This is a genomic window from Rhizobium sp. 01T444 (genome assembly GCF_056398305.1).
This window is the reverse complement of sequence record NZ_JBFTPD010000031.1, coordinates 40,622-58,881: the sequence shown is the minus strand read 5'-3', so window position 1 is coordinate 58,881 and position 18,260 is coordinate 40,622. Positions and strand designations below refer to the sequence as shown.

Here is an 18,260-nt window from a genome sequence, read left to right as displayed (position 1 = left end):
ACCCTATTGCAAATTGATAGTACCCATGTCAGGTATTACTGATAATGATGAATGACGCTATCCTTCGCAAAATCGACCTGAACCTCCTGCTCGCCTTCTCGGTGTTGATGCAGGAGCGCAACGTCAGCCGCGCTGCCGAAAGGCTGCTGCTCGGCCAGCCCGGACTTTCGGCCGCTCTCAAGCGGCTGCGCGAGGCGCTTGATGATGAGCTGTTCGTGCGCGTCGGCCGCGGCCTGCAGCCGACGGCGCGGGCGCTCGCCATCGCTCCAGCAATCGAGGATGCGCTCTCCGGCATCGAACGGGCCATCCGCCCGCCCACAGGCTTCGATCCATCAACCTGGCAGGGCGAATTTCGCGTCGGCATGTGCGACAACCTGGAAACCGCCTTCTTCGGCCCTCTGGTCGCGCGGCTGCGCCAGCTTGCGCCGGGCGCACGGCTCGTCGGGGTTGCTGCCGACAAGCGCGATGCGGCGCAGATGCTCGATGACGGCGCGTATGAATTCAGCATCTCCGTTCATGGCGAACCGGCCTCCTGGCATATCCGCATGCCGTTGTTCGAGCAGTGCTCGATCGCCATCTACGATCCGCAGCAGTTGAAGCTGAAGCCGCCGATCAGCGTCGAGGATTTCATCGCCGCGCCGCATATCGCCATCTCCTTTTTCGGCAGCGCGACGACGGCGGTCGATGCCGCGCTCGACAAGGTGGGCCTGAGCCGCAACGTGGTGGCGACCGTTCCCCGCTATTCGGCCGTGCCGCCGGCGCTGAGAGCCATGCCGTCGATCGCCGTCGTGCCGGAATCGCTGGGGCGCTGCATGGCGCAGCTTCATAATCTCGAGGTGTCGATGCCGCCGATCGAGCTGCCGGCCGATCCGGTGTCGATGCTGTATCGGCGGGTGGACAGGGCGGACGAGCGGGCGTCGTGGTTTCGGCGATTGTTTGTCGAGGTGGCGGATAAGGCACTGCTTGCTTCGGGGTGCAGAGCTGGGATTTGCGCTGAGGCGGCGTAACTATCAAGTCAAAAGAAAACCGCCCGTGTTGGGCGGTTTTTTGTTTTGGGCGAGGCACCCTCCGGCCCTGCGCTTGCGCTTTGGGCGTTCGTCACTGCAATCGATTCACTGGATCGATTGCTCGGGCTTCGCCCGACCGTTCCTCACTGCCAAACAACGATCGGGGTTTTGTTGGGAACGCGATCGTAGAGGTCAATGATGTCCTGGTTGAGCAGGCGCACGCAGCCCGACGAGACCGCCTTGCCGATGGAGCGCCATTCCGGGTTGCCGTGCAGGCGGTAGAGCGTATCTTCGTTATTCGAGAAGATGTAGAGCGCACGCGCACCGAGCGGGTTCAGGAGGCCGGGCTCCATGCCGCCGCGGTCGATCGAGTATTTCGCAAGCTCCGGCTGGCGGGCAACCATCTCATTCGGCGGCTTCCAACGCGGCCATTTCTGCTTCCACTGGATCACGCCATTACCCGACCAGGCGAAGCCTTCGCGGCCGATGCCGACACCGTAGCGCATAGCCATGCCGCCGGGCTGGACGAGATAGAGGAAGCGCGAGGGCGTATCGACGACGATGGTGCCGGGCGGCTGGCCCGTCGGATCCACGACCTGCTGGCGATAGTAGCGCGGATCGATCTGCTGATAGGGAACGGCGGGGATGAGGAAACCGCCGTCTTCGATTGGGCCGTACATGACGGCAAGTTCTGCTTCGCCGGGCACGCTCGTCGTCTGGAACGCGCGGAAGGGCGAACGGTAGCTGATCGACATGCCGCCATTATCGACCGTATTCGAAGTGGAGGCGCAGCCTGCCAGCGCGGAAGCCGCTGTCAAAGCCGAAAAGGAAAGAAAGCTACGACGGGAGAGGGGTTTATCGAGGCTCATGACGCGGGACTGATTTCCTTCGTGATACGGGGCTTGCCATAAACGCAGCTCGCCCCTGATTCGTCCAATGCCGAAATCGACAAGGAAAAAATCTATCGGCTTATACTAAATAAACCATAGCATCACGCAGACGTGTCCAGCTCCAGGCAGACGATCTCGCCTGCCCTGTTGCAGCCCTACATCACAACGATCTCGGACTTGGCCGGTACGCGGTCGTAGAGATCGACCACATCCTGATTGAGCATGCGCACGCAGCCGGAGGAAACCGCCTTGCCGATCGACTGCCAGTCGGGCGTGCCGTGAATGCGATAAAGCGTGTCCTGGCCGTTCTTGAAAATATACATGGCGCGGGCGCCGAGGGGATTTGCGAGACCCGGATTCATGCCGCCATTTTCCGCAGAGAAGGGACGAACTTCCGGCTGGCGGGAGACCATTTCGACCGGCGGCGTCCAGCGCGGCCACTTCTGCTTCCACTGAATGACGCCACGGCCCTTCCAGGCGAAGCCCTCGCGGCCGAGGCCAACACCGTAGCGCATGGCCCTGCCATTGCCTTCGACGAAATAGAGGAAACGGTCCTTGGTATCGACGACGATCGTGCCGGGGCGCTCGTTGGTCTGGTAATCGACCTCCTGGCGCAGATATTCCGGATGGATGCGAGTGGCGGGGATGGCAGGCAGCGTGAAATCGCCGTCCTTCAACTGGCCATACATGCCCATGTCGAGGTTCAGCGGGTTGCTGACTGGCAGACCGTAAGTCTGGTGGAACTGCGTCTTGTAGAGTTCGCGCGTCTGCGGCACCGGCTGATCGGGGATCGGCTTGACGCGGCGCGGATCGACGCCTGGGGGCTCGTAGAAGACCGGCGAGATTTCCTGCACGAAGCGCGCAGGGGAATCGGCTGCGACATCGGGAACGAGAATGTTGCAGCCGCTGAGCGTCATTGCGGCAGCCGCGAGCCCGGCAAAGGGGAAAGCCCGGCGCAGAAAATTCATGAAACCACCCTCATCAGCGATAACAGAGATAGCATTATCTGCTCGCAAGATGGCATTCGCGGCTGACGCGAGGCTGGTGGCCGAAGCTAAAATCAGCTGAAAAAGACTGATGATGCAGGTCCTTGCCGGACCCGCATCGGGCGGTTATCAGGCCGCCACACCGTGGAAGAATTGGATGCTCTGTTCGATCTCGGCCGGCAGCGCCGAGGTATGGTTGCCGGCGACCGTATCGGCTTCAATATGCGTGCCTGCCGCACGGGCGCGCGAGACAAGCAGATCGGCGCGATCGTTGAAGTGAGACTCTTCCGTGCCGTGCAGCACGCGCACCGGGCATTTGAAGCTGTGCGCGTAGCAAAGTGCCGTGCGTACCTCGAATTCATGCGTGTTGGAATCGTCGAAACGGATGTCTTCAGGATAACGGTTGAAGAAACGGAAGGCATCCGCGTTACCTGAAATCGGCACGGCCGCCCGAAAATGATGCGTACTCATCGCCGTCAGCATGGTCAGCGTGCCGCCGACGCTATGGCCGGCGATGAAGAGGCGCTCGGGATCGACGCCCGGCAGATGGCGCAGGCGCTCGGTCGCGGCGAGCACGTCGTCCACCTCGTCATAGAAGCCTGAGAAATTGCCCATCTGGCCGTTTTCGCCGCGCATGGACGGCATCATCACCACATAACCGGCATCGATGTAGGGCTTCATGAGCTGCCAGTGGCCCATGCCCATGGCATTGCCGCCATGAAGGAAGAGGATGCCCGGCTTTGGCTTGCTCTCGCGCTTGTATTTGGACACCCAGGCCGTCAGCTCCAGCTCGCCGCCATAGCCGGAGCGGTAAAAGATCCGGTCGGCATCGGCGGGCGCCGTCAGCGGCTCGTAATTGTCCGGCGCCGGCCCCTTCTGCAGCAGCTTGGTGCGGAAGTGATGGCGGACACTGGCATAGTCATGCTTGGCGAGCCTCGGAACATCGGGAACATCGAAGGCATTCGCAAGGCGAGGCAGCAAAAGAGAGCCGGCTATGCCTGCAAGCAGGCCGCGGCGTTGACGGAAAAAGGCATTTCGTTCTTGCGAGCTCATACGCGGCACCCATCATTTCCCCGGCTCAAAAAATCTGCACCGGAAGAGCGTTGCCGCCAATACACATGCTGTTGAAAACGGGGGGCCTGCGTCATTTTTGCGCAGGCAGATATCGTCAACCCGCCTTGGCGTCGATCATAGCAATGAGCGTGCGCAGGCGATCGGCCTCGTAGGAGGGCTTGTCGGGGCGCAATCTCGCAATGCGAGGGAAGCGCATGGCGACGCCCGACTTGTGGCGAGTGGAGCGATTGATTCCCTCGAAGGCGACCTCCACCACGAAGCCGAACTCCTTGTCCGCCCGCACTGCCCTGACCGGCCCGAAGCGCTCGGTCGTGTTGTTACGCACGAACTTGTCCAGCACTTCGAGCTCAGCATCGGTGAAGCCGAAATAGGCCTTGCCGACGGGGACGAGCTGTTCGCCATCCTCGTCATCCGCCCAGACTCCGAAGGTGAAATCCGAATAATAGCTGGAGCGCTTGCCGTGGCCGCGCTGGGCGTACATCAGCACCGCATCGACATTGTAGGGATTGCGCTTCCACTTGAACCAGGGCCCCTTCATGCGGCCGGCCTGATAGATGCTGTCGCGGCGCTTGATCATCACGCCTTCGATAACGGGATCGGGCGGGGCGGCGCGCAGATCGTCCAACTGCTCCCAGGTGGAGAAAGGCACCAGAGGCGAGAGGTCGAAACGGTCATGCGGAGCGCGGTCAATGATTTCCGAGAGCCGATCGCGACGCTCGACATAGTTCTTGCCGCGCACGTCCTGCTCGCCGTCGAAAAGCATGTCGTAAGCGCGGATGAAAGCCGGATATTCCTCCAGCATCCTTGCCGTCACCGTCTTGCGGTTCAGGCGCTGCTGCAGGTCGGAGAAGGTGCGGGTCGGATTATTCGAACGCGCCGTGCCGCCGACCAGAAGCTCGCCATCGATGACGCCGGAAAAGCTGATCGCTTCAAGAATATCAGGAAAGGCGCCGGAGATATCATCGCCGGACCGGGAATAGATCCTGCGCGTCTCGCCGGAGCGGGACAGTTGCACGCGGATGCCGTCCCATTTCCATTCGGCGGCATAATCGGCGGGGTCGAGACTATCAAGATCACCCTCCTCCACCGGATTGGCAAGCATGACGGAATGGAAGATGGCAGGCGTTGCAAGCACCGGCTTTTCCTCGCCGCCCTCCAGCCATTTGAAGAGCGATTCATAAGGCGGATGCAGGCCGTGCCACAGGGTCTCGATCTCGGTGACGTCCTTGCCGCCGAGATCGGCGAGCGCCTGCTTGGCAAGGCGCGCAGACACGCCGATACGCAGCGCCCCGGTCGCGAGCTTTATGAAGGCGAAACGGCCGGAAGAATCCAAGCGGTCGAGCAGGTCGCGCACGAAGCTGCGCACCTCGGTGCGGCCGAGCGAATTCATCCTGACGACGACTTCGCCGAGACGCGGCTGGGCGAGTGCGGAGCGGTTGATATCGCGCTCATTGTCCCAGACCAGCGAGATGGTTTCGGCGAGGTCGCCGACATAGTCGTAGGAATAGCGGAACAGCACCTCGTCCATGCGCTCCAGCACCAGCTCGCGCAGCATGGCGGGCTTGACGTTGCGCACCTCCAGCGTGCCGGCAATGGCGGCAAGGCCGTAGCCGCGGTCGGGATCCGGTGTGTCGCGGAAATAGTCGGTCAGGAGCTTCAGTTTGCCGTTGCGGCTGGGGGTGAGAACCAGGCGGTCCAGGAGGTCGGCGAAGGCTTTCATGCTTCAATCCCCCTCATCCTCATAGCCCACCAGATGGAGCGGCTTGGCCTTGATGCCCTGCAGCTCGCACCAGCGCACCAGCGCCTCCTCGCGGCCGTGGGTAACCCAGACCTCCTGCGGGGCGAGCTCGGTGATCGTCTCGGTCAGTTCCGGCCAGTCGCAATGATCGGAAATGACGAGCGGCAGTTCGACGCCAAGCTGCTTGGCGCGCTGGCGCACCATCATCCAGCCGGAGGCGAAGGACGGCAGCGGATCGTTGAAGCGGCGGGCCCAGCGGTCGGCAAAAGCGGAGGACGGGCCGATGACGACGGCGCCCTTGAAGATGGACTTGTCGCGGCTTTCGATGGTGGCCGGTAACAGTTCGCCAAGATCGATGCCCTGGCTGATATAATAATCGCAGAGCCGTTCCATGGCACCGTGGATATAGATCGGCTCGCCGTAGCCGGTATCGCGCAGCAGGCGGATGACGCGCTGCGCCTTGCCGAGCGCATAGGCGCCGACCAGGTGCGTGCGCTCGGGGAACTGGCGCAGCGAGGCGAGAAGCTTGCCGGTCTCGTCGATCGGATCGGGATGGTGGAAGACCGGCAGGCCGAAGGTCGCCTCGGTGATGAAGACATCGCAGGTCACCGGCACATAGGCTTCGCAGGTCGGGTCGGGGCGGCGCTTATAATCGCCCGATACGACGATGCGCGTGCCATTCTTCTCGATGGCGATCTGAGCCGAACCGAGCACATGGCCGGCGGGATGGAAGCTCACCTTCACCCCGTTGACGACGAGTTCCTCCCCGAAAGCGACCGGCTGTTCGCTGGCTGAGAAGCCGTCGCCGTAGCGGATGCGCATGATGTCGAGCGTCTGGCGGGTGGCGAGCACATTCACATGGCCTGGACGCGCATGATCTGAATGGCCGTGGGTGATGAGTGCCCGCTCCACCGGCCGCACCGGATCGACATAGAAGCCGCCTTCCGGGCAATAGAGCCCTTCGGGGGCGGGATAGAGCAGCGCGTCTGGTCTCATGACAGCAAAGATAGTGGGAAATGTGTTTTGCGCCAGAGGGATACACAGCGCCAAATTTAGTAGTGAAGGCGGGCTATGCGGGCCTCCGTCCATTGCATCCACCCACAAGCCTCGTTAGCTTCGCCCGCGCTGCAGCAGGGAAGCAAATGAGAGGCGTATGAGGACTATTTTCGGATATGCATTGGCAGCGCTGGGGCTGATGCTGCCTGCCGCGGCCTCGGCGACCGGCTGGCAGCCGAGCGAGGAAGTGAAGGCTTACGCAATTACCGGCCGCACCGGTATGGAACTTTACCGATCCATCGGCGAACGCGGGCCGCAGGCTGGGCCGGGTCGGGTTATCGCACATACGACTTTCAAGCTGACCTGGACGCGCAAATATGAACAGCAGGGCAGTGCCTGCACGCTGACTTTCGCAAAACCGAAGCTCACCATCATCTACACGCTGCCGAAAGCGCCAATCGACCTTCCGGCGGCGACCAAGGCAAGCTGGGACAGCTTCATCGCCGGCGTGCGCACCCATGAGCGCTGGCATGGCGAGACGATCATCGAGATGGTCAAGGAGATCGAGACGCTGAGCAATGGCTTCTCAGTGCCCGATGACCCCGGCTGCAAAAAGATCAGGCCTGAACTGACGGTACGGCTCGGGGAGCTCTCCAACAAGCAGCGCCAGCGCGGCCGGGATTTCGACCGCGTGGAAATGAGCGAGGGCGGCAACATCCAGCAGCTCATCCTGAAGCTGGTGAACGGTCCCTGACAGGTTCAGAGCGCGGCGAGGAAAGCGTCGACGCGGCTCCAGGTGGCCTCCGCCGCCTTTGCATCGTAGTCAGGCAGCGACTGATCGGTATAGAGATGACCGACGCCGGGATAGAGGAAGACCTCCGGGCTGATATTGGCTCTCGCAGCATGCGCACGCCACGCCGACATCTCGTCCGCCGGCGCGAACTCGTCGGGCTCTGCCAGATGGACCTGAAGGGGAATGCCTTCGCGCGCATTGGCCGGAATTTCTGCGATACCGTGCAGCAAGAGAATGCCGGCTGCTTGCGGTCGGCCCGGCCAGAGGCTTGCGGCAATGCCTGCGCCCATGGAGAAGCCGCCGAGAACGGCCGATGCCGGTAAGTCGGCGACCGCCTTTTCGGCGCGCCTGCAAAGTTCGGCCCAGCCAATCCCATTGCGGATGGCGAACCCTTCCTCAAGCGTCTGCCCTACCCTGCCTCCGTAGAGATCGGGCGTTACGACCTGATGGCCCGCTGCGCGCAGACGCTCCGCGGCACTCCGTTCAAGAGACCGAAATCCATAGACCGAATGAAAAAGTGCAATCGCCGCCATCGCTGCCTCCGTGTTTTGCGGGGTCAACATAGGGTTTCTGCAACGTGAAGGCGAGCCTTAACCCACAAAAGCCCCAAATGAGCCAAAGAACCACCGGAATCGCTTTCTAGCCATTTGCCGAGGCACGACCGGAGGGGATGATGGGACGGAAGCTCACATATGCAGGCGTGGCGGTTCTCGCCTTTGCCGCCGCAATTTATCTCAACAATACCAGCTTTTTAGCCGAACATCGGAAGGGCAAACCTCTGCTTCTGGCGCATCGCGGCATCGCCCAGCGTTTCGACGAGACGGATCTGAAGAACGATACCTGCACGGCCACGCGCATGCTGCCGCCGAAGCATGATTTTCTGGAGAACACGATTCGCTCCATGCGGGCGGGATTCGATGCCGGTGCCGACGTGGTGGAGGTCGACGTGCATCCGACAACCGACGGGCAGTTCGCCGTCTTCCACGACTGGACGCTCGATTGCCGCACGGATGGACATGGCGTCACGCGCCAACACTCGATGGCCGAGATGAAGACACTCGACATCGGTTATGGCTATACCGCCGACGGTGGCAAGAGTTTCCCTTTCCGCGGCAAAGGCATCGGCCTGATGCCGACCCTTGACGAAGTTCTCTCCACCTTCCCGGACAAACATCTGCTCATCAATGTCAAAAGCCGTGACCCCTCCGAGGGCGAGAAGCTCGCGGTCGTGCTGAATGGCCTGCCGGTTGAGAGGCGCGCGAAGATCATCGTCTATGGCGGCGACGAGCCGGTCGACCGGATCCGGCAGCTGGCGCCGGATATCCGCACGGCTTCACGCGCCAGCCTGATGGGCTGCCTCACCGGCTATATCGGCTACGGTTGGACGGGCCTTCTGCCTGATGATTGCAAGAATGTGATGATGCTGGTTCCGATCAATTATGCGCCGTGGCTGTGGGGCTGGCCGGACAGGTTCCTCAAGCGCATGCAGGACGCAAATACGCAGGTCTTCGTCATCGGCCCCTATCACGGCGGCGGCTTCTCGACCGGTATCGACAATGCCGAACGCTTCGCACAACTGCCCGCCAATTATTCAGGCGGCATATGGACGAACGAGATCGAGACGATCGCCGATCTGGTGAAGTGATCAGGCGCCTCGCGCCAGCAGCATGACGACGATCTCTTCCGGCGCGACAGGCCTCGAGAAGCGATAGCCCTGCGCCTCCTCGCATCTGGCATGGCGCAGGAATTCCAGCTGCGCATCGGTTTCCACCCCTTCGGCAAGCACCGAGAGCTTCAAAGTCTGGGCGAGCGAAATGACGGCGGACGCAATGGCGACGGCGGTCTTATCCGCAGGCAATGCCTCGACCAATGAGCGGTCCATCTTCAACCGGTCGAAGGGAAAGGTTTTCAGCGCTGCAAGCGAGGAATAGCCGGAGCCGAAATCATCGATGGACAGGCGGACGCCGAGCGCACGCAGCGACAGCATGATGGCGAGCGCACGGGCGGCATCATGCATGATGACGCTTTCGGTCACCTCCAGCTCCAGCCAGCGCGCATCGAGCCTATGGCTATCGATCGCTTCGGCGACGTGGGAGGCGAAATCCGGATCGGCAAACTGCTTGGGCGAGACATTGACGGCAATGGTCAGTGGCGTCAGCCCCATGTCCTGCCAGGCACGGGCCTGGCGACAGGCCTCATTCAGCACCCAGAGGCCGAGTGGCACGATGAGACCGGTTTCTTCCGCAAGCGGAATGAAATTGACAGGCGGTATCACGCCCTTCGTCGGGTGGTTCCAGCGCACCAGGGCCTCCAGGCCGGTGATGCGACCGGTAGCGACATCCACCTGCGGCTGGTAGAGCAGGAAAAGCTGATTGGCGATGATCGCCTGGCGCAGTTCCTCCTGTTCGCTGAGCGGCAGGTCGACGGAACTGCTGACGACGCCGTCGTGATATTGCAGCGTGTTCCGGCCGAGCTGCTTGGCACCGTACATGGCTCGGTCGGCATTGGCGAGCAACTCTTCAGGCGTCGCACCATCCCACGGGAAGGCTGCAATGCCGATGCTCGAGGTGACGGCGATCTCAGTGACCCCGGAGCGCACTGGCTTGGAAATCGCCTTCTGCAGGTCGCGCAGGCGCCGCATGATGCCGGCATCGTGGCCGGACTGGTGGACGAGCACGACCAGGAATTCGTCGCCGCCGAGCCGCACGACCATATCAGAGGCGCGCACGCAGTTCGCCATGCGGGCAGCGGTCTCCTTGAGCACCTCGTCACCGGCGGCGTGGCCGCTCGTATCGTTGATCTCCTTGAAATTATCGAGATCGATATAGGCGACCGTGACCTTGCGGTTGTTGCGCCGGGCCTGATCGAGAATCTTCGCCATGCGCTCCTTCAGGAAGGCGCGGTTCGGCAGGCCCGTAAGATCGTCGTGATGGGCCATGAAATGGATGCGGTCATCGACGCGTTTACGCTCGATGGCGATGCCGGCGATATGGGTGGCGAGCGCCACCAGCTTCATCTCGTGTTCAGTCGGGCGTCGCGTCTCCTTAGAATAAAGCGCGAAGGTGCCGAGCACATTCTTCTGCGAGGTGCAGATCGGCGTAGACCAGCAGGAGCGGAAGCCGAACTGGCTGACCATCGCCCGGAAATCCTCCCAGAGCGGATCGGCCATGACGTCCTCGACGATGATGGTTTCGCTACGCCAGGCTGCCGTGCCGCAGGAGCCCACCTTCGGGCCGATGGCAACACCGTCGATCATGCGGCTGTAGGCGCCGGGCAAATTGGGAGCCGCGCCGTGGTAAAGCCGCGTGCCCTCGCTGTCGAGCAGCAGCACGGAGCCGGAAATGCCGGTCATCTGGCGCTCGATCATCAGCACCAGCGCCTCCAGGATCATCGGCAGAGGTTCATTGCGGGCGATCATTTCCAGCAGGTTCGCCTGGCCGCGATAGAGCTCCTCCTGCCGCTTGCGCTCGGTAATATCGCGGGACACACCGATGAGGCCGACGACCTCGCCGCGATCGTTGCGCAGCGGTATCTTAGAGGTCAGGCGGCACATGATGCCGCCATCCGGCTGCGGCACGAGTTCTTCCATGTCGATGCGGGGCTCTCCACCCGACATAATCTCCTGCTCGACATCGAAATACCGGCGGGCCGTCTCAAAATCGAACAGGTCGAAGTCACGCTTGCCGGCGATCTCGGCAGCGTTCTCCAGCCCGTGGCTGCGTGCCATGACAGCATTGGCGAAGACGAAGCGGCCGTCGCGGTCCTTGACGTAAAGAAAATCGGGAAGCTCGTGGACGATCGCCTTGAGGCGGAGGTTCTCAATGCCTTCGGAAAGATGATGGGCAGTCGCCGCCATCATTGCCTCCGTGGCAGCTACGATGCGTTGTGTCTCGGCACTGAAGTTATCACCAGATTCCCAACGTCGGACCCCCATTCCATTCATGACGCTGTTCTCTCCCGGTAACCGCAGGCCTGTCCACAATAGTCATAATTGAAACCGCTTTCTAAAATAGCGAGCATTTCCTTCGGGGTGTTTAAATGGAAAGGTGAACGAGACGACAATATTCGAGAGGTTACGTTTGCTACTCGACCGATGGTTCTTCTTTTTCTGCGGATATGTGTCGAAAAGAGGCATTTCTGCTGGCATGAATCCTGCGTGGGCACCGCTATGAAGAAGGATTTCAGCAAAGTCTCCCGGCGGGATATACTTGGCGTGCTGGCGGCCTCCGCAGCGGCCATGACGGCGCCGCGCGCGTTTGCAGCTCCGCTCAGTGCGGAGCAGCCCGACATGCGCGGCTCGATCGATGCGGTGCAGTACCGCGCCATTCCCGAAAGCGGCGACAAGAAAAACCGCAACCTGCAGCAGATGATCGAGAAAGCGGCGCGTGAGAACGTGCCGGTCTTCCTGCCGCCTGGCACCTATCGCATCTCCAACCTGACGTTGCCGGACAATACGTGCATATCAGGCGTGCCCGGTGCGACGCGGATCGTCTATACCGGTGAAGGCCACCTCTTTGCAGCTGACAATGTCGGCCGTATCGAGCTTTCCAACCTCGTGATCGACGGATCGAACCGTTGGCTTGCGGACTATGCGGGTGCCCTCGTCCAGTTCACCGGTGTCGGTGAAGTGCTGATTGACAATTGTGAGATCGTCGGCAGCCGCAAGCACGCGCTGCAGCTCGAGCGCTGCGGCGGGCGGATCGAGCGCAGTAAGATCTCCGGCGCAGGGCAGTCCGGTATTTATGCGGTGGAATCTGCGGGGCTTTCGATATCAGGCAATACGGTTTCGGACTGCGGCAATGGCGGTATTCTGGTGCATCGCTGGAAGAAGGCCGAGGATGGCACGGTCGTTTCAGGGAACCGTGTTTTCAATATCCGTGCCAATGACGGCGGCACCGGTGAAAACGGCAACGGCATCAATATCTTCCGCGCCGATGGCGTGACGGTGACCGATAACCAGATCGCTGACTGCGCCTTTACCGCAGTTCGCGCCAATTCCGGTTCCAACATCCTGATCAGCAACAACCAGTGCCGCCGCTCCGGCGAGACAGCAATCTATGTGGAGTTTGAATTCGTCGGCGCGGTCGTGTCAGGTAACGTGATCGACGGGGCGGCAAACGGCATATCGATTGCCAATTTCGACCAGGGCGGCCGACTGGCAAGTGTGACGGGCAATGTCATCCGCAACCTGACGCTCAAAGGGCCTTACAAACACGAGGTCGGCTTCGGTATCGGCATTGCGGCGGAGGCCGATACGCTGGTGTCAGGCAATGTCATCGAGGATGCGCCGCGCTGGGGGCTGCAGATCGGCTGGGGTCCTTATCTGCGCAATGTCGTCGTCAACGGCAATGTCGTGCGCAAGTCGCCGGTCGGCTGCGCGGTCTCGGTGGCCGAGGGTGCGGGGTCGGCCGTCATCACCGACAACATCTTCCAGGAGATCGGCAAGGGCGCAGTGCTGGGCTTCGAGTGGGAGAAACAGGTCTCGGATGAACTTGCCGACGATAGCTCCCGCTACGGACAACTGACCGTCGGCCGGAACCGGATTTCCTGAGCGCTATCAAAAGCTTTCATCGACATATCATCCACAGGTGCTTTCTTCACGCCTGAGCTCGCTTTAGGGTCGGCGCGAAACGGAAGGGGACATGCCATGCTGACAATCTACGGGGTTTATCGCTCGCGTGCCGCACGCGTTTACTGGATGGCCGAGGAGCTGGGGATCGAATTCCAGTCGGTGCCGGTGCTGCAGGCCAAGCGGCTTGACAACCCGCTCTCGCCGGATGCGCCTGTTAACACGCTCTCGCCGGAATTCCTTGCACTCAATCCGATGGCGCTGATCCCGGCCATAAAGGATGGCGATCTCGTGCTGAACGAGTCTCTGGCGATCAACCTCTACCTTGCGCGCAAGTATGGCGGCGACCTTGGCGGCAAAACCGTCGAAGAAGACGGTTTTATGACGATGTGGACGATCTGGGCGGTTTCCGAGCTCGATGGCAACACCGGCAAGATCGTTTCGACCTACGATGACGGTAAGGAAAACACCGAGGCGGGGCGCGCGGTGATCGATGTCGCCTGCCGTACCATGAAGCGTCCGCTTTCGGTTCTCGAAAAGCATCTTGACGGCAAGGACTGGATCGTCGGCGGGCGCTTCACGGTCGTCGACCTCAACATCGCGGAAGTGCTGCGTTACGCCCAGAGCGAAGCCTCGCTCTTCGAGGCACATCCGAATATTGATGCCTGGATCAAGCGTTGCCAGGCGCGGCCGGCATATCTGGAGATGCAGCGCAAGCGCTCGCTGGAGCCGATCGAGATTTGAGGATCAGCCGAATATCGCGGCCGTTTCAGCCATTTCCTCGCGGATCCAGGCCTTGAAGTCGCGTACCTTCTTCGGCTCGCGGCCGCCTTCGGCACTCACGAAATAATAGCCGTCGCCTGTATTGGCGCGGATGCCGAAGGGTGCGACCAGCCGGCCTTCCTGCAACGAAAAGCCCGCAAGCGTCTGCCAGGCAAGCATCACGCCCTGACCGGCAATCGCCGCATCGAGGCAAAGCGAGGCATCGTTGAAGCTGTGGCGTATGGCAGGCGGAGCGCCTGAAAGCCCCGCTGCCTGCATCCAGACATCCCATGTGAACATGGCATGGGCATCGATGACAGCCGGGAGTTTCAGGATATCGGCCGGCTTCTTCAGTTTCGCGGCCATCTCGGGAGAGCAGACGGGAAACACCAGCTGATCCAGGAGATGCTCGACCTTCACGCCCGGCCAATGGCCTTTGCCGACGCGGATGGCGACATCGATATCGGAGGCGGCCAGATTGACGAGCTTGGTGGTCGCGTCGAGCCGCAAGTTGATTTCCGGGTGGCGCTCCATGAAACGGTCCAGCCGGCAGACCAGCCAGCGGGCGGCGAGAACCGGGGCCACCGAAATGGTCAGGATACATTCGTCCTTGCGCTGCGCCATCGAGACGGCTTCCGCAAGACGGAGGAAACCTTCGTTCAGGGCGGCAAGAACGGGAGCGCCTGCTTCCGTTACGAGCATGCCCTTCGGCGTGCGCTCGAAGAGCAGCCGACCAAGCTGGGCTTCGGCCTTGATAACCTGCTGACTGACGGCGCCGACGGAAACGCCAAGCTCATCCGCCGCCGCCTGAAGCGAGCCAAGCCGGCCGACGGCTTCCAGCGCGCGAAGGCCGTTGAGATGCACGGAGTTGAGATTTCTCATATAGTTTTCCTACAGTAGGAAACCGGTAATCTCAATTGAAAAGCAAGCGCTCGCCGCCGATATTGGCATCATAAGACAATAATCTTCACAGCGCAGCAAGATGCAAAGCGCCGGCGCAATCGAAATCCCTTGTGCCGAAAGCAGAGCCGAGCCTCAGAAAGCGAGAGCAAGATGTCATTGCTGAAGTTTTTCTTAAGCCAATCGGACCCTGCGGCCAAGGTTTCGCAAAGCGAATATGATGGAGATGAAGATCTTCTCGATCATCCCGACATCGCCTCCATGTCGCAGCGGGAGCTTGCGGACCTGCCTCTGCCGATACCCGCGCCGAAACGCCCTCTGCAACGGCAACTAGAGAAATGCACTTGAATATATGATAGGTTTCCGCCGGGAACATTCAGGGCGGATAAGATGACAGAGAGCGTGAACAGCATTCTGGCGCGGTTGAAGCGGCTGGCAAAGGAGGCTGGCCTCCTCGGCATTGAGGAAAGTACATCCTATGGCAACCTGGCGCTGAAGGTCGGGGGCAAAAGTTTCGTCGCGGTCAAGAACGACGAAACGGTGGTCATCTCGATCCCGATCGACCACAAGGAGCACCTGTTGACGATGGCGCCCGACATCTACTTTCAGACGAACCATTATGTCGGCTGGCCGCATCTGCCGGTCCGTATCGCAGCTATCGGCGACGATGAACTCAAGCAGCGGCTGATCGACGCCTGGACCTACCGGGCGTCGAAGAAGCTGATTTCAGCCTATCGCGCTTAGTCTTTTTCGCGCGCCAGCGCACGCTGAACGGCAGGACGCTCCAGCATGCGGGCGTGATGCTCGCTGATATTGGGGAAGCGCGCGGGATCGACGCCATCGGATGGCAGCCAGCCGGTCATGACGAAGAGATAGGGATCAGCGACCGTATAGCTGTCACCCATCACCCATGGCCCCTTGAACATGGTTGCCTCGATCAGCTCGAAGCTCTCACCCATGGTCTGCGGCACCTTGGCCTTCATGGATTCCAGCGCGGCTTCATCATCGGCCCAGCGGGAGCCGCGCGGGCGGTGGGCGTGGTTCACATGCACGGTGGAAGAGATATATCCGTTGAAAGCCTGCAGCCGGGCAAACTCGAACGGGTCGTCCAGCGGGGCGAGCTTGGCGGCGGGCGCCATCTGGGCGATATAGGCGAGGATCGCCGTCGACTCTGTCAGCACGCCGCGATCGGTGGCGAGCGCGGGAACGCGGCCCTTCGGATTGATCTTCAGATAGGCTTCCGAGCGCTGCTCGTTCTCCCGCGTATTGATCTTCCTCGTATCAAAGGAAAGGCCGGATTCCTCCAGGGTAATCAGGCTTGCAAGCGCGCAGGTTCCCGGTGTGAAATAGAGTGTGAGCATGGTGAGACTCCCCTTTCGGGGAGCCTTATAGCGCGAGTTTCAGGGCCAGCGAAAGACACTGCGGCGTGTTCCCTTCTCCGCGCCGGAAAGAACGGGCAGCGCCTCAAGCGCAACCCGGAACGTCCTCCAGCCGGTACCAGACGGGAATGCCACGCTCGGTGGCGATGCGCACGTCATTATCGGCACCCTTGGAGTCGCCCGGCAGGCGCAGCACGCCTTCGCAAAGCTGCAGCAGGCGGCCGGCGACGGGATGAAAGATCTCCTCGTAGAGATTGTCACCTACCGACTTGCCGCCGGCTGCATGCCAGACCGGCAATGCCACCCACTCGCCGATGACAGGCACATGGCCAGCGTTGAAGAGCGCGTGCGATGGCGCCTCGAGGCGCTTGAGATTGGCAGCCATCTTTGTCGGGTCATCGCCCGTTCCGGACCTGTAGGGCCCGGCAATCAAAATCAACATGATCTACTCCATCAACTCCCGGCCTCATGCACGGGATTTCGCGAAAATGCACGATATTTCTTGAATGTCGAGTCAATTCGTGCATATTCACGATGTTTCGTAAATTATCGTGCAGGAGCATTCATGCTGACCAGCCAACGCAAGGCCCTTATCCTCGACATACTGCGCCGCGACGGGCAGGTCATCGCCAAGCGCGTGGCGGAGGATTTCGAGCTCTCAGAGGATACGATCCGCCGCGATCTGCGGGAGATGGCTGCGGAAGGGCTGCTGAAGCGCGTGCATGGCGGGGCCTTGCCCATTGCCCCTGAGCTGCCCGACTTCACAGCCCGCCGCGACGTCGCTTCCGACATCAAGGCGCGGCTCGGCGCGAAGGCGGCGCAGATGGTGAAGGCCGGCCAGATGGTATTTCTCGACGGCGGCACGACCACGGCGGAAATTGCCAGTCACCTGCCGCGCGACATCGCCTTCACAATCGCCACCCACAGCCCGACGATCGCCGCCGAGTTGGAGCATCACCCGACGGCAGAGGTAATCCTCTGCGGCGGCAGGCTCTACAAGCACTCCATGGTGGCGACAGGCGCGGTCGCGATGGCGGCGATCTCCGCTCTGCGGCCGGATATCTTCTTCCTCGGGGTGACAGCCGCTCATCCCGTGCACGGATTTTCGACCGGTGATTTCGAGGAGGCGGCGATCAAACGGCATATCGCCCGGTGTTCAGCGGAAACGCACGTGCTGCTGACGGCGGAGAAATTCGATCTCGTTTCGCCCTGCACGGTGCTTGCCGCAGGCGAAGTGGCGGGGCTGATCGTGCCCGCAGAAATGCCGGCGGAACGGCTTCAGCCCTATGCGGATCTCAATGTCGCAATTGCCGCAGCTTGACCCGCTTGCGGCGGAGCGGAGGAACAACTCCCGGCGGCAGCAGACTGAGGAGCAGCGCGGCGATGAAAACCACAAGCACGAAAATGCCGGGCAGGATATTGCCTAGCCCAAGCGTCAGCGCCTCCTGCAGGCGTGGCTGGACATTCGCAATGATGGCCGCGAGCGCCGGCATGCCTAGAAGCTTAGCCACCATCGATGAGAGCCAGTTCATTTCAGAGACAGCGGCGAGAGCGCCATAGAGGGCAGCAGCATAGACAATTCCGCGAAGGATAGCGGAGGCGCCGAAGGGCCTGGTGTCATCGTCCTCGAAGGGAACGGCAAGATAAGCAAGCAGGGAGGCGAGAAACAGGAAAGCAAGCGGAAGCGCTTCAGATATCGCGGCCCATTGCAGGCGTTCGCCGGTTGCGATGAACAGCAGGAAGGGCGTGGAGGCTATAAACCACAGGGCTGCCGGCAGCCCCCAAAGCCGCAGAAGCGAGAGGTAGCTCAGCCGCAGCACCGCAGCGCCAAACAGAATGCCGATCGCGGTCCACACGCCTGCAGTTTTCAGCGTACCTGCCATGAATTGTACCACCGGCATGCAGGAGCCCGCCATCTCCACACAATTGGAGAGCTGCACCGCAAGCCAGGTGAAGTAATCGAAGCAGATCGTAAGGAACATCAGGAGGGTGATGCCTGTCAGCATCCACCACAAATAGCGGCCTGCGAACATCTCCTGCCCTCGCAGCTTCGGAGGAACCGTATTCACGCGCTCCGTCACGGCGAGAGACATATCCGACCGCCGGACGCGCCTCCCTTTATATTAGGCAATTCTTATTTTTTATAACTTATATATCTAACAATGC

At 61.2% G+C, this 18,260-nt stretch carries 19 protein-coding genes; 8 read left to right on the top strand and 11 right to left on the bottom strand.

Annotated features, from left to right (window positions below; genetic code table 11):
• Nucleotides 1-44: 44 nt before the first annotated feature.
• Nucleotides 45-1,007, top strand: coding sequence for a LysR family transcriptional regulator (locus AC1DTN_RS30235; RefSeq protein WP_113181947.1), 963 nt, complete (start codon nucleotides 45-47; stop codon nucleotides 1,005-1,007).
• Nucleotides 1,008-1,150: 143 nt separating this feature from the next.
• On the opposite strand, the gene AC1DTN_RS30230 is transcribed toward AC1DTN_RS30235, so the two are convergent.
• The 5 genes from AC1DTN_RS30230 to AC1DTN_RS30210 form a co-directional block, all read right to left on the bottom strand.
• The gene (locus AC1DTN_RS30230) at nucleotides 1,151-1,876 is read right to left on the bottom strand and encodes a L,D-transpeptidase (RefSeq protein ID WP_477923908.1); all 726 of its coding nucleotides are present in this window, start codon (nucleotides 1,874-1,876) and stop codon (nucleotides 1,151-1,153) included.
• 176 nt (nucleotides 1,877-2,052) lie between these two features.
• On the bottom strand, nucleotides 2,053-2,865 hold the full coding sequence (locus AC1DTN_RS30225) for a L,D-transpeptidase (RefSeq protein WP_113323164.1): 813 nt from the start codon (nucleotides 2,863-2,865) through the stop codon (nucleotides 2,053-2,055).
• 147 nt (nucleotides 2,866-3,012) lie between these two features.
• On the bottom strand, nucleotides 3,013-3,936 hold the full coding sequence (locus tag AC1DTN_RS30220) for an alpha/beta fold hydrolase (RefSeq protein WP_113323163.1): 924 nt from the start codon (nucleotides 3,934-3,936) through the stop codon (nucleotides 3,013-3,015).
• A 115-nt stretch (nucleotides 3,937-4,051) separates the two neighbouring features.
• On the bottom strand, nucleotides 4,052-5,677 hold the full coding sequence (locus tag AC1DTN_RS30215; protein ID WP_477923906.1) for a cisplatin damage response ATP-dependent DNA ligase: 1,626 nt from the start codon (nucleotides 5,675-5,677) through the stop codon (nucleotides 4,052-4,054).
• Between the two features lie 3 nt (nucleotides 5,678-5,680).
• Nucleotides 5,681-6,691 (bottom strand): ligase-associated DNA damage response exonuclease, encoded by a 1,011-nt coding sequence (locus AC1DTN_RS30210; RefSeq protein WP_113323161.1) that lies wholly within the window; start codon nucleotides 6,689-6,691, stop codon nucleotides 5,681-5,683.
• 157 nt (nucleotides 6,692-6,848) lie between these two features.
• Here AC1DTN_RS30210 and AC1DTN_RS30205 point away from each other — a divergent pair, with 157 nt between their 5' ends.
• Entirely contained in the window at nucleotides 6,849-7,445 is a 597-nt protein-coding gene (locus AC1DTN_RS30205; protein WP_477923904.1) for a DUF922 domain-containing Zn-dependent protease, read from the top strand.
• A 5-nt stretch (nucleotides 7,446-7,450) separates the two neighbouring features.
• On the opposite strand, the gene AC1DTN_RS30200 is transcribed toward AC1DTN_RS30205, so the two are convergent.
• Nucleotides 7,451-8,047, bottom strand: a complete 597-nt coding sequence (locus AC1DTN_RS30200) for a dienelactone hydrolase family protein (RefSeq protein ID WP_477923902.1) — start codon at nucleotides 8,045-8,047, stop codon at nucleotides 7,451-7,453.
• Between the two features lie 110 nt (nucleotides 8,048-8,157).
• On the opposite strand from AC1DTN_RS30200, the gene AC1DTN_RS30195 reads away from it, so the two are divergent.
• Nucleotides 8,158-9,129, top strand: a complete 972-nt coding sequence (locus tag AC1DTN_RS30195; protein WP_477923900.1) for a glycerophosphodiester phosphodiesterase family protein — start codon at nucleotides 8,158-8,160, stop codon at nucleotides 9,127-9,129.
• Here AC1DTN_RS30195 and AC1DTN_RS30190 read toward each other — a convergent pair whose 3' ends face one another.
• Nucleotides 9,130-11,427, bottom strand: coding sequence for a putative bifunctional diguanylate cyclase/phosphodiesterase (locus tag AC1DTN_RS30190; protein WP_477923899.1), 2,298 nt, complete (start codon nucleotides 11,425-11,427; stop codon nucleotides 9,130-9,132). It abuts the gene before it with no gap.
• 225 nt (nucleotides 11,428-11,652) lie between these two features.
• On the opposite strand from AC1DTN_RS30190, the gene AC1DTN_RS30185 reads away from it, so the two are divergent.
• Nucleotides 11,653-13,035 (top strand): TIGR03808 family TAT-translocated repetitive protein, encoded by a 1,383-nt coding sequence (locus AC1DTN_RS30185; protein WP_477923927.1) that lies wholly within the window; start codon nucleotides 11,653-11,655, stop codon nucleotides 13,033-13,035.
• Nucleotides 13,036-13,131: 96 nt separating this feature from the next.
• Nucleotides 13,132-13,797, top strand: coding sequence for a glutathione S-transferase family protein (locus AC1DTN_RS30180; RefSeq protein ID WP_477923898.1), 666 nt, complete (start codon nucleotides 13,132-13,134; stop codon nucleotides 13,795-13,797).
• 3 nt (nucleotides 13,798-13,800) lie between these two features.
• Here AC1DTN_RS30180 and AC1DTN_RS30175 read toward each other — a convergent pair whose 3' ends face one another.
• Nucleotides 13,801-14,697: a LysR substrate-binding domain-containing protein gene (locus AC1DTN_RS30175; RefSeq protein WP_113323155.1), complete on the bottom strand. Its 897-nt coding sequence runs from the start codon at nucleotides 14,695-14,697 to the stop codon at nucleotides 13,801-13,803.
• Nucleotides 14,698-14,868: 171 nt separating this feature from the next.
• On the opposite strand from AC1DTN_RS30175, the gene AC1DTN_RS30170 reads away from it, so the two are divergent.
• Both AC1DTN_RS30170 and AC1DTN_RS30165 read left to right on the top strand, forming a co-directional pair.
• A complete protein-coding gene (locus AC1DTN_RS30170) occupies nucleotides 14,869-15,063 on the top strand; it encodes a hypothetical protein (RefSeq protein ID WP_477923896.1) in 195 nt (64 codons plus the stop codon).
• A 42-nt stretch (nucleotides 15,064-15,105) separates the two neighbouring features.
• Nucleotides 15,106-15,459: an MmcQ/YjbR family DNA-binding protein gene (locus AC1DTN_RS30165; RefSeq protein WP_477923894.1), complete on the top strand. Its 354-nt coding sequence runs from the start codon at nucleotides 15,106-15,108 to the stop codon at nucleotides 15,457-15,459.
• Here AC1DTN_RS30165 and AC1DTN_RS30160 read toward each other — a convergent pair.
• The gene (locus tag AC1DTN_RS30160; RefSeq protein ID WP_477923892.1) at nucleotides 15,456-16,076 is read right to left on the bottom strand and encodes a glutathione S-transferase family protein; all 621 of its coding nucleotides are present in this window, start codon (nucleotides 16,074-16,076) and stop codon (nucleotides 15,456-15,458) included. The genes AC1DTN_RS30165 and AC1DTN_RS30160 overlap by 4 nt on opposite strands.
• A gap of 103 nt (nucleotides 16,077-16,179) precedes the next feature.
• A complete protein-coding gene (locus tag AC1DTN_RS30155; protein ID WP_477923890.1) occupies nucleotides 16,180-16,536 on the bottom strand; it encodes a DUF4406 domain-containing protein in 357 nt (118 codons plus the stop codon).
• 123 nt (nucleotides 16,537-16,659) lie between these two features.
• Here AC1DTN_RS30155 and AC1DTN_RS30150 point away from each other — a divergent pair, with 123 nt between their 5' ends.
• Nucleotides 16,660-17,415: a DeoR/GlpR family DNA-binding transcription regulator gene (locus tag AC1DTN_RS30150; RefSeq protein WP_477923888.1), complete on the top strand. Its 756-nt coding sequence runs from the start codon at nucleotides 16,660-16,662 to the stop codon at nucleotides 17,413-17,415.
• On the opposite strand, the gene AC1DTN_RS30145 is transcribed toward AC1DTN_RS30150, so the two are convergent.
• Nucleotides 17,390-18,187 carry a hypothetical protein gene (locus tag AC1DTN_RS30145; RefSeq protein WP_477923886.1) on the bottom strand — a complete coding sequence of 266 codons (798 nt, stop codon included), beginning with the start codon at nucleotides 18,185-18,187 and terminating at the stop codon, nucleotides 17,390-17,392. The genes AC1DTN_RS30150 and AC1DTN_RS30145 overlap by 26 nt on opposite strands.
• Between the last annotated feature and the right edge of the window lie 73 nt (nucleotides 18,188-18,260).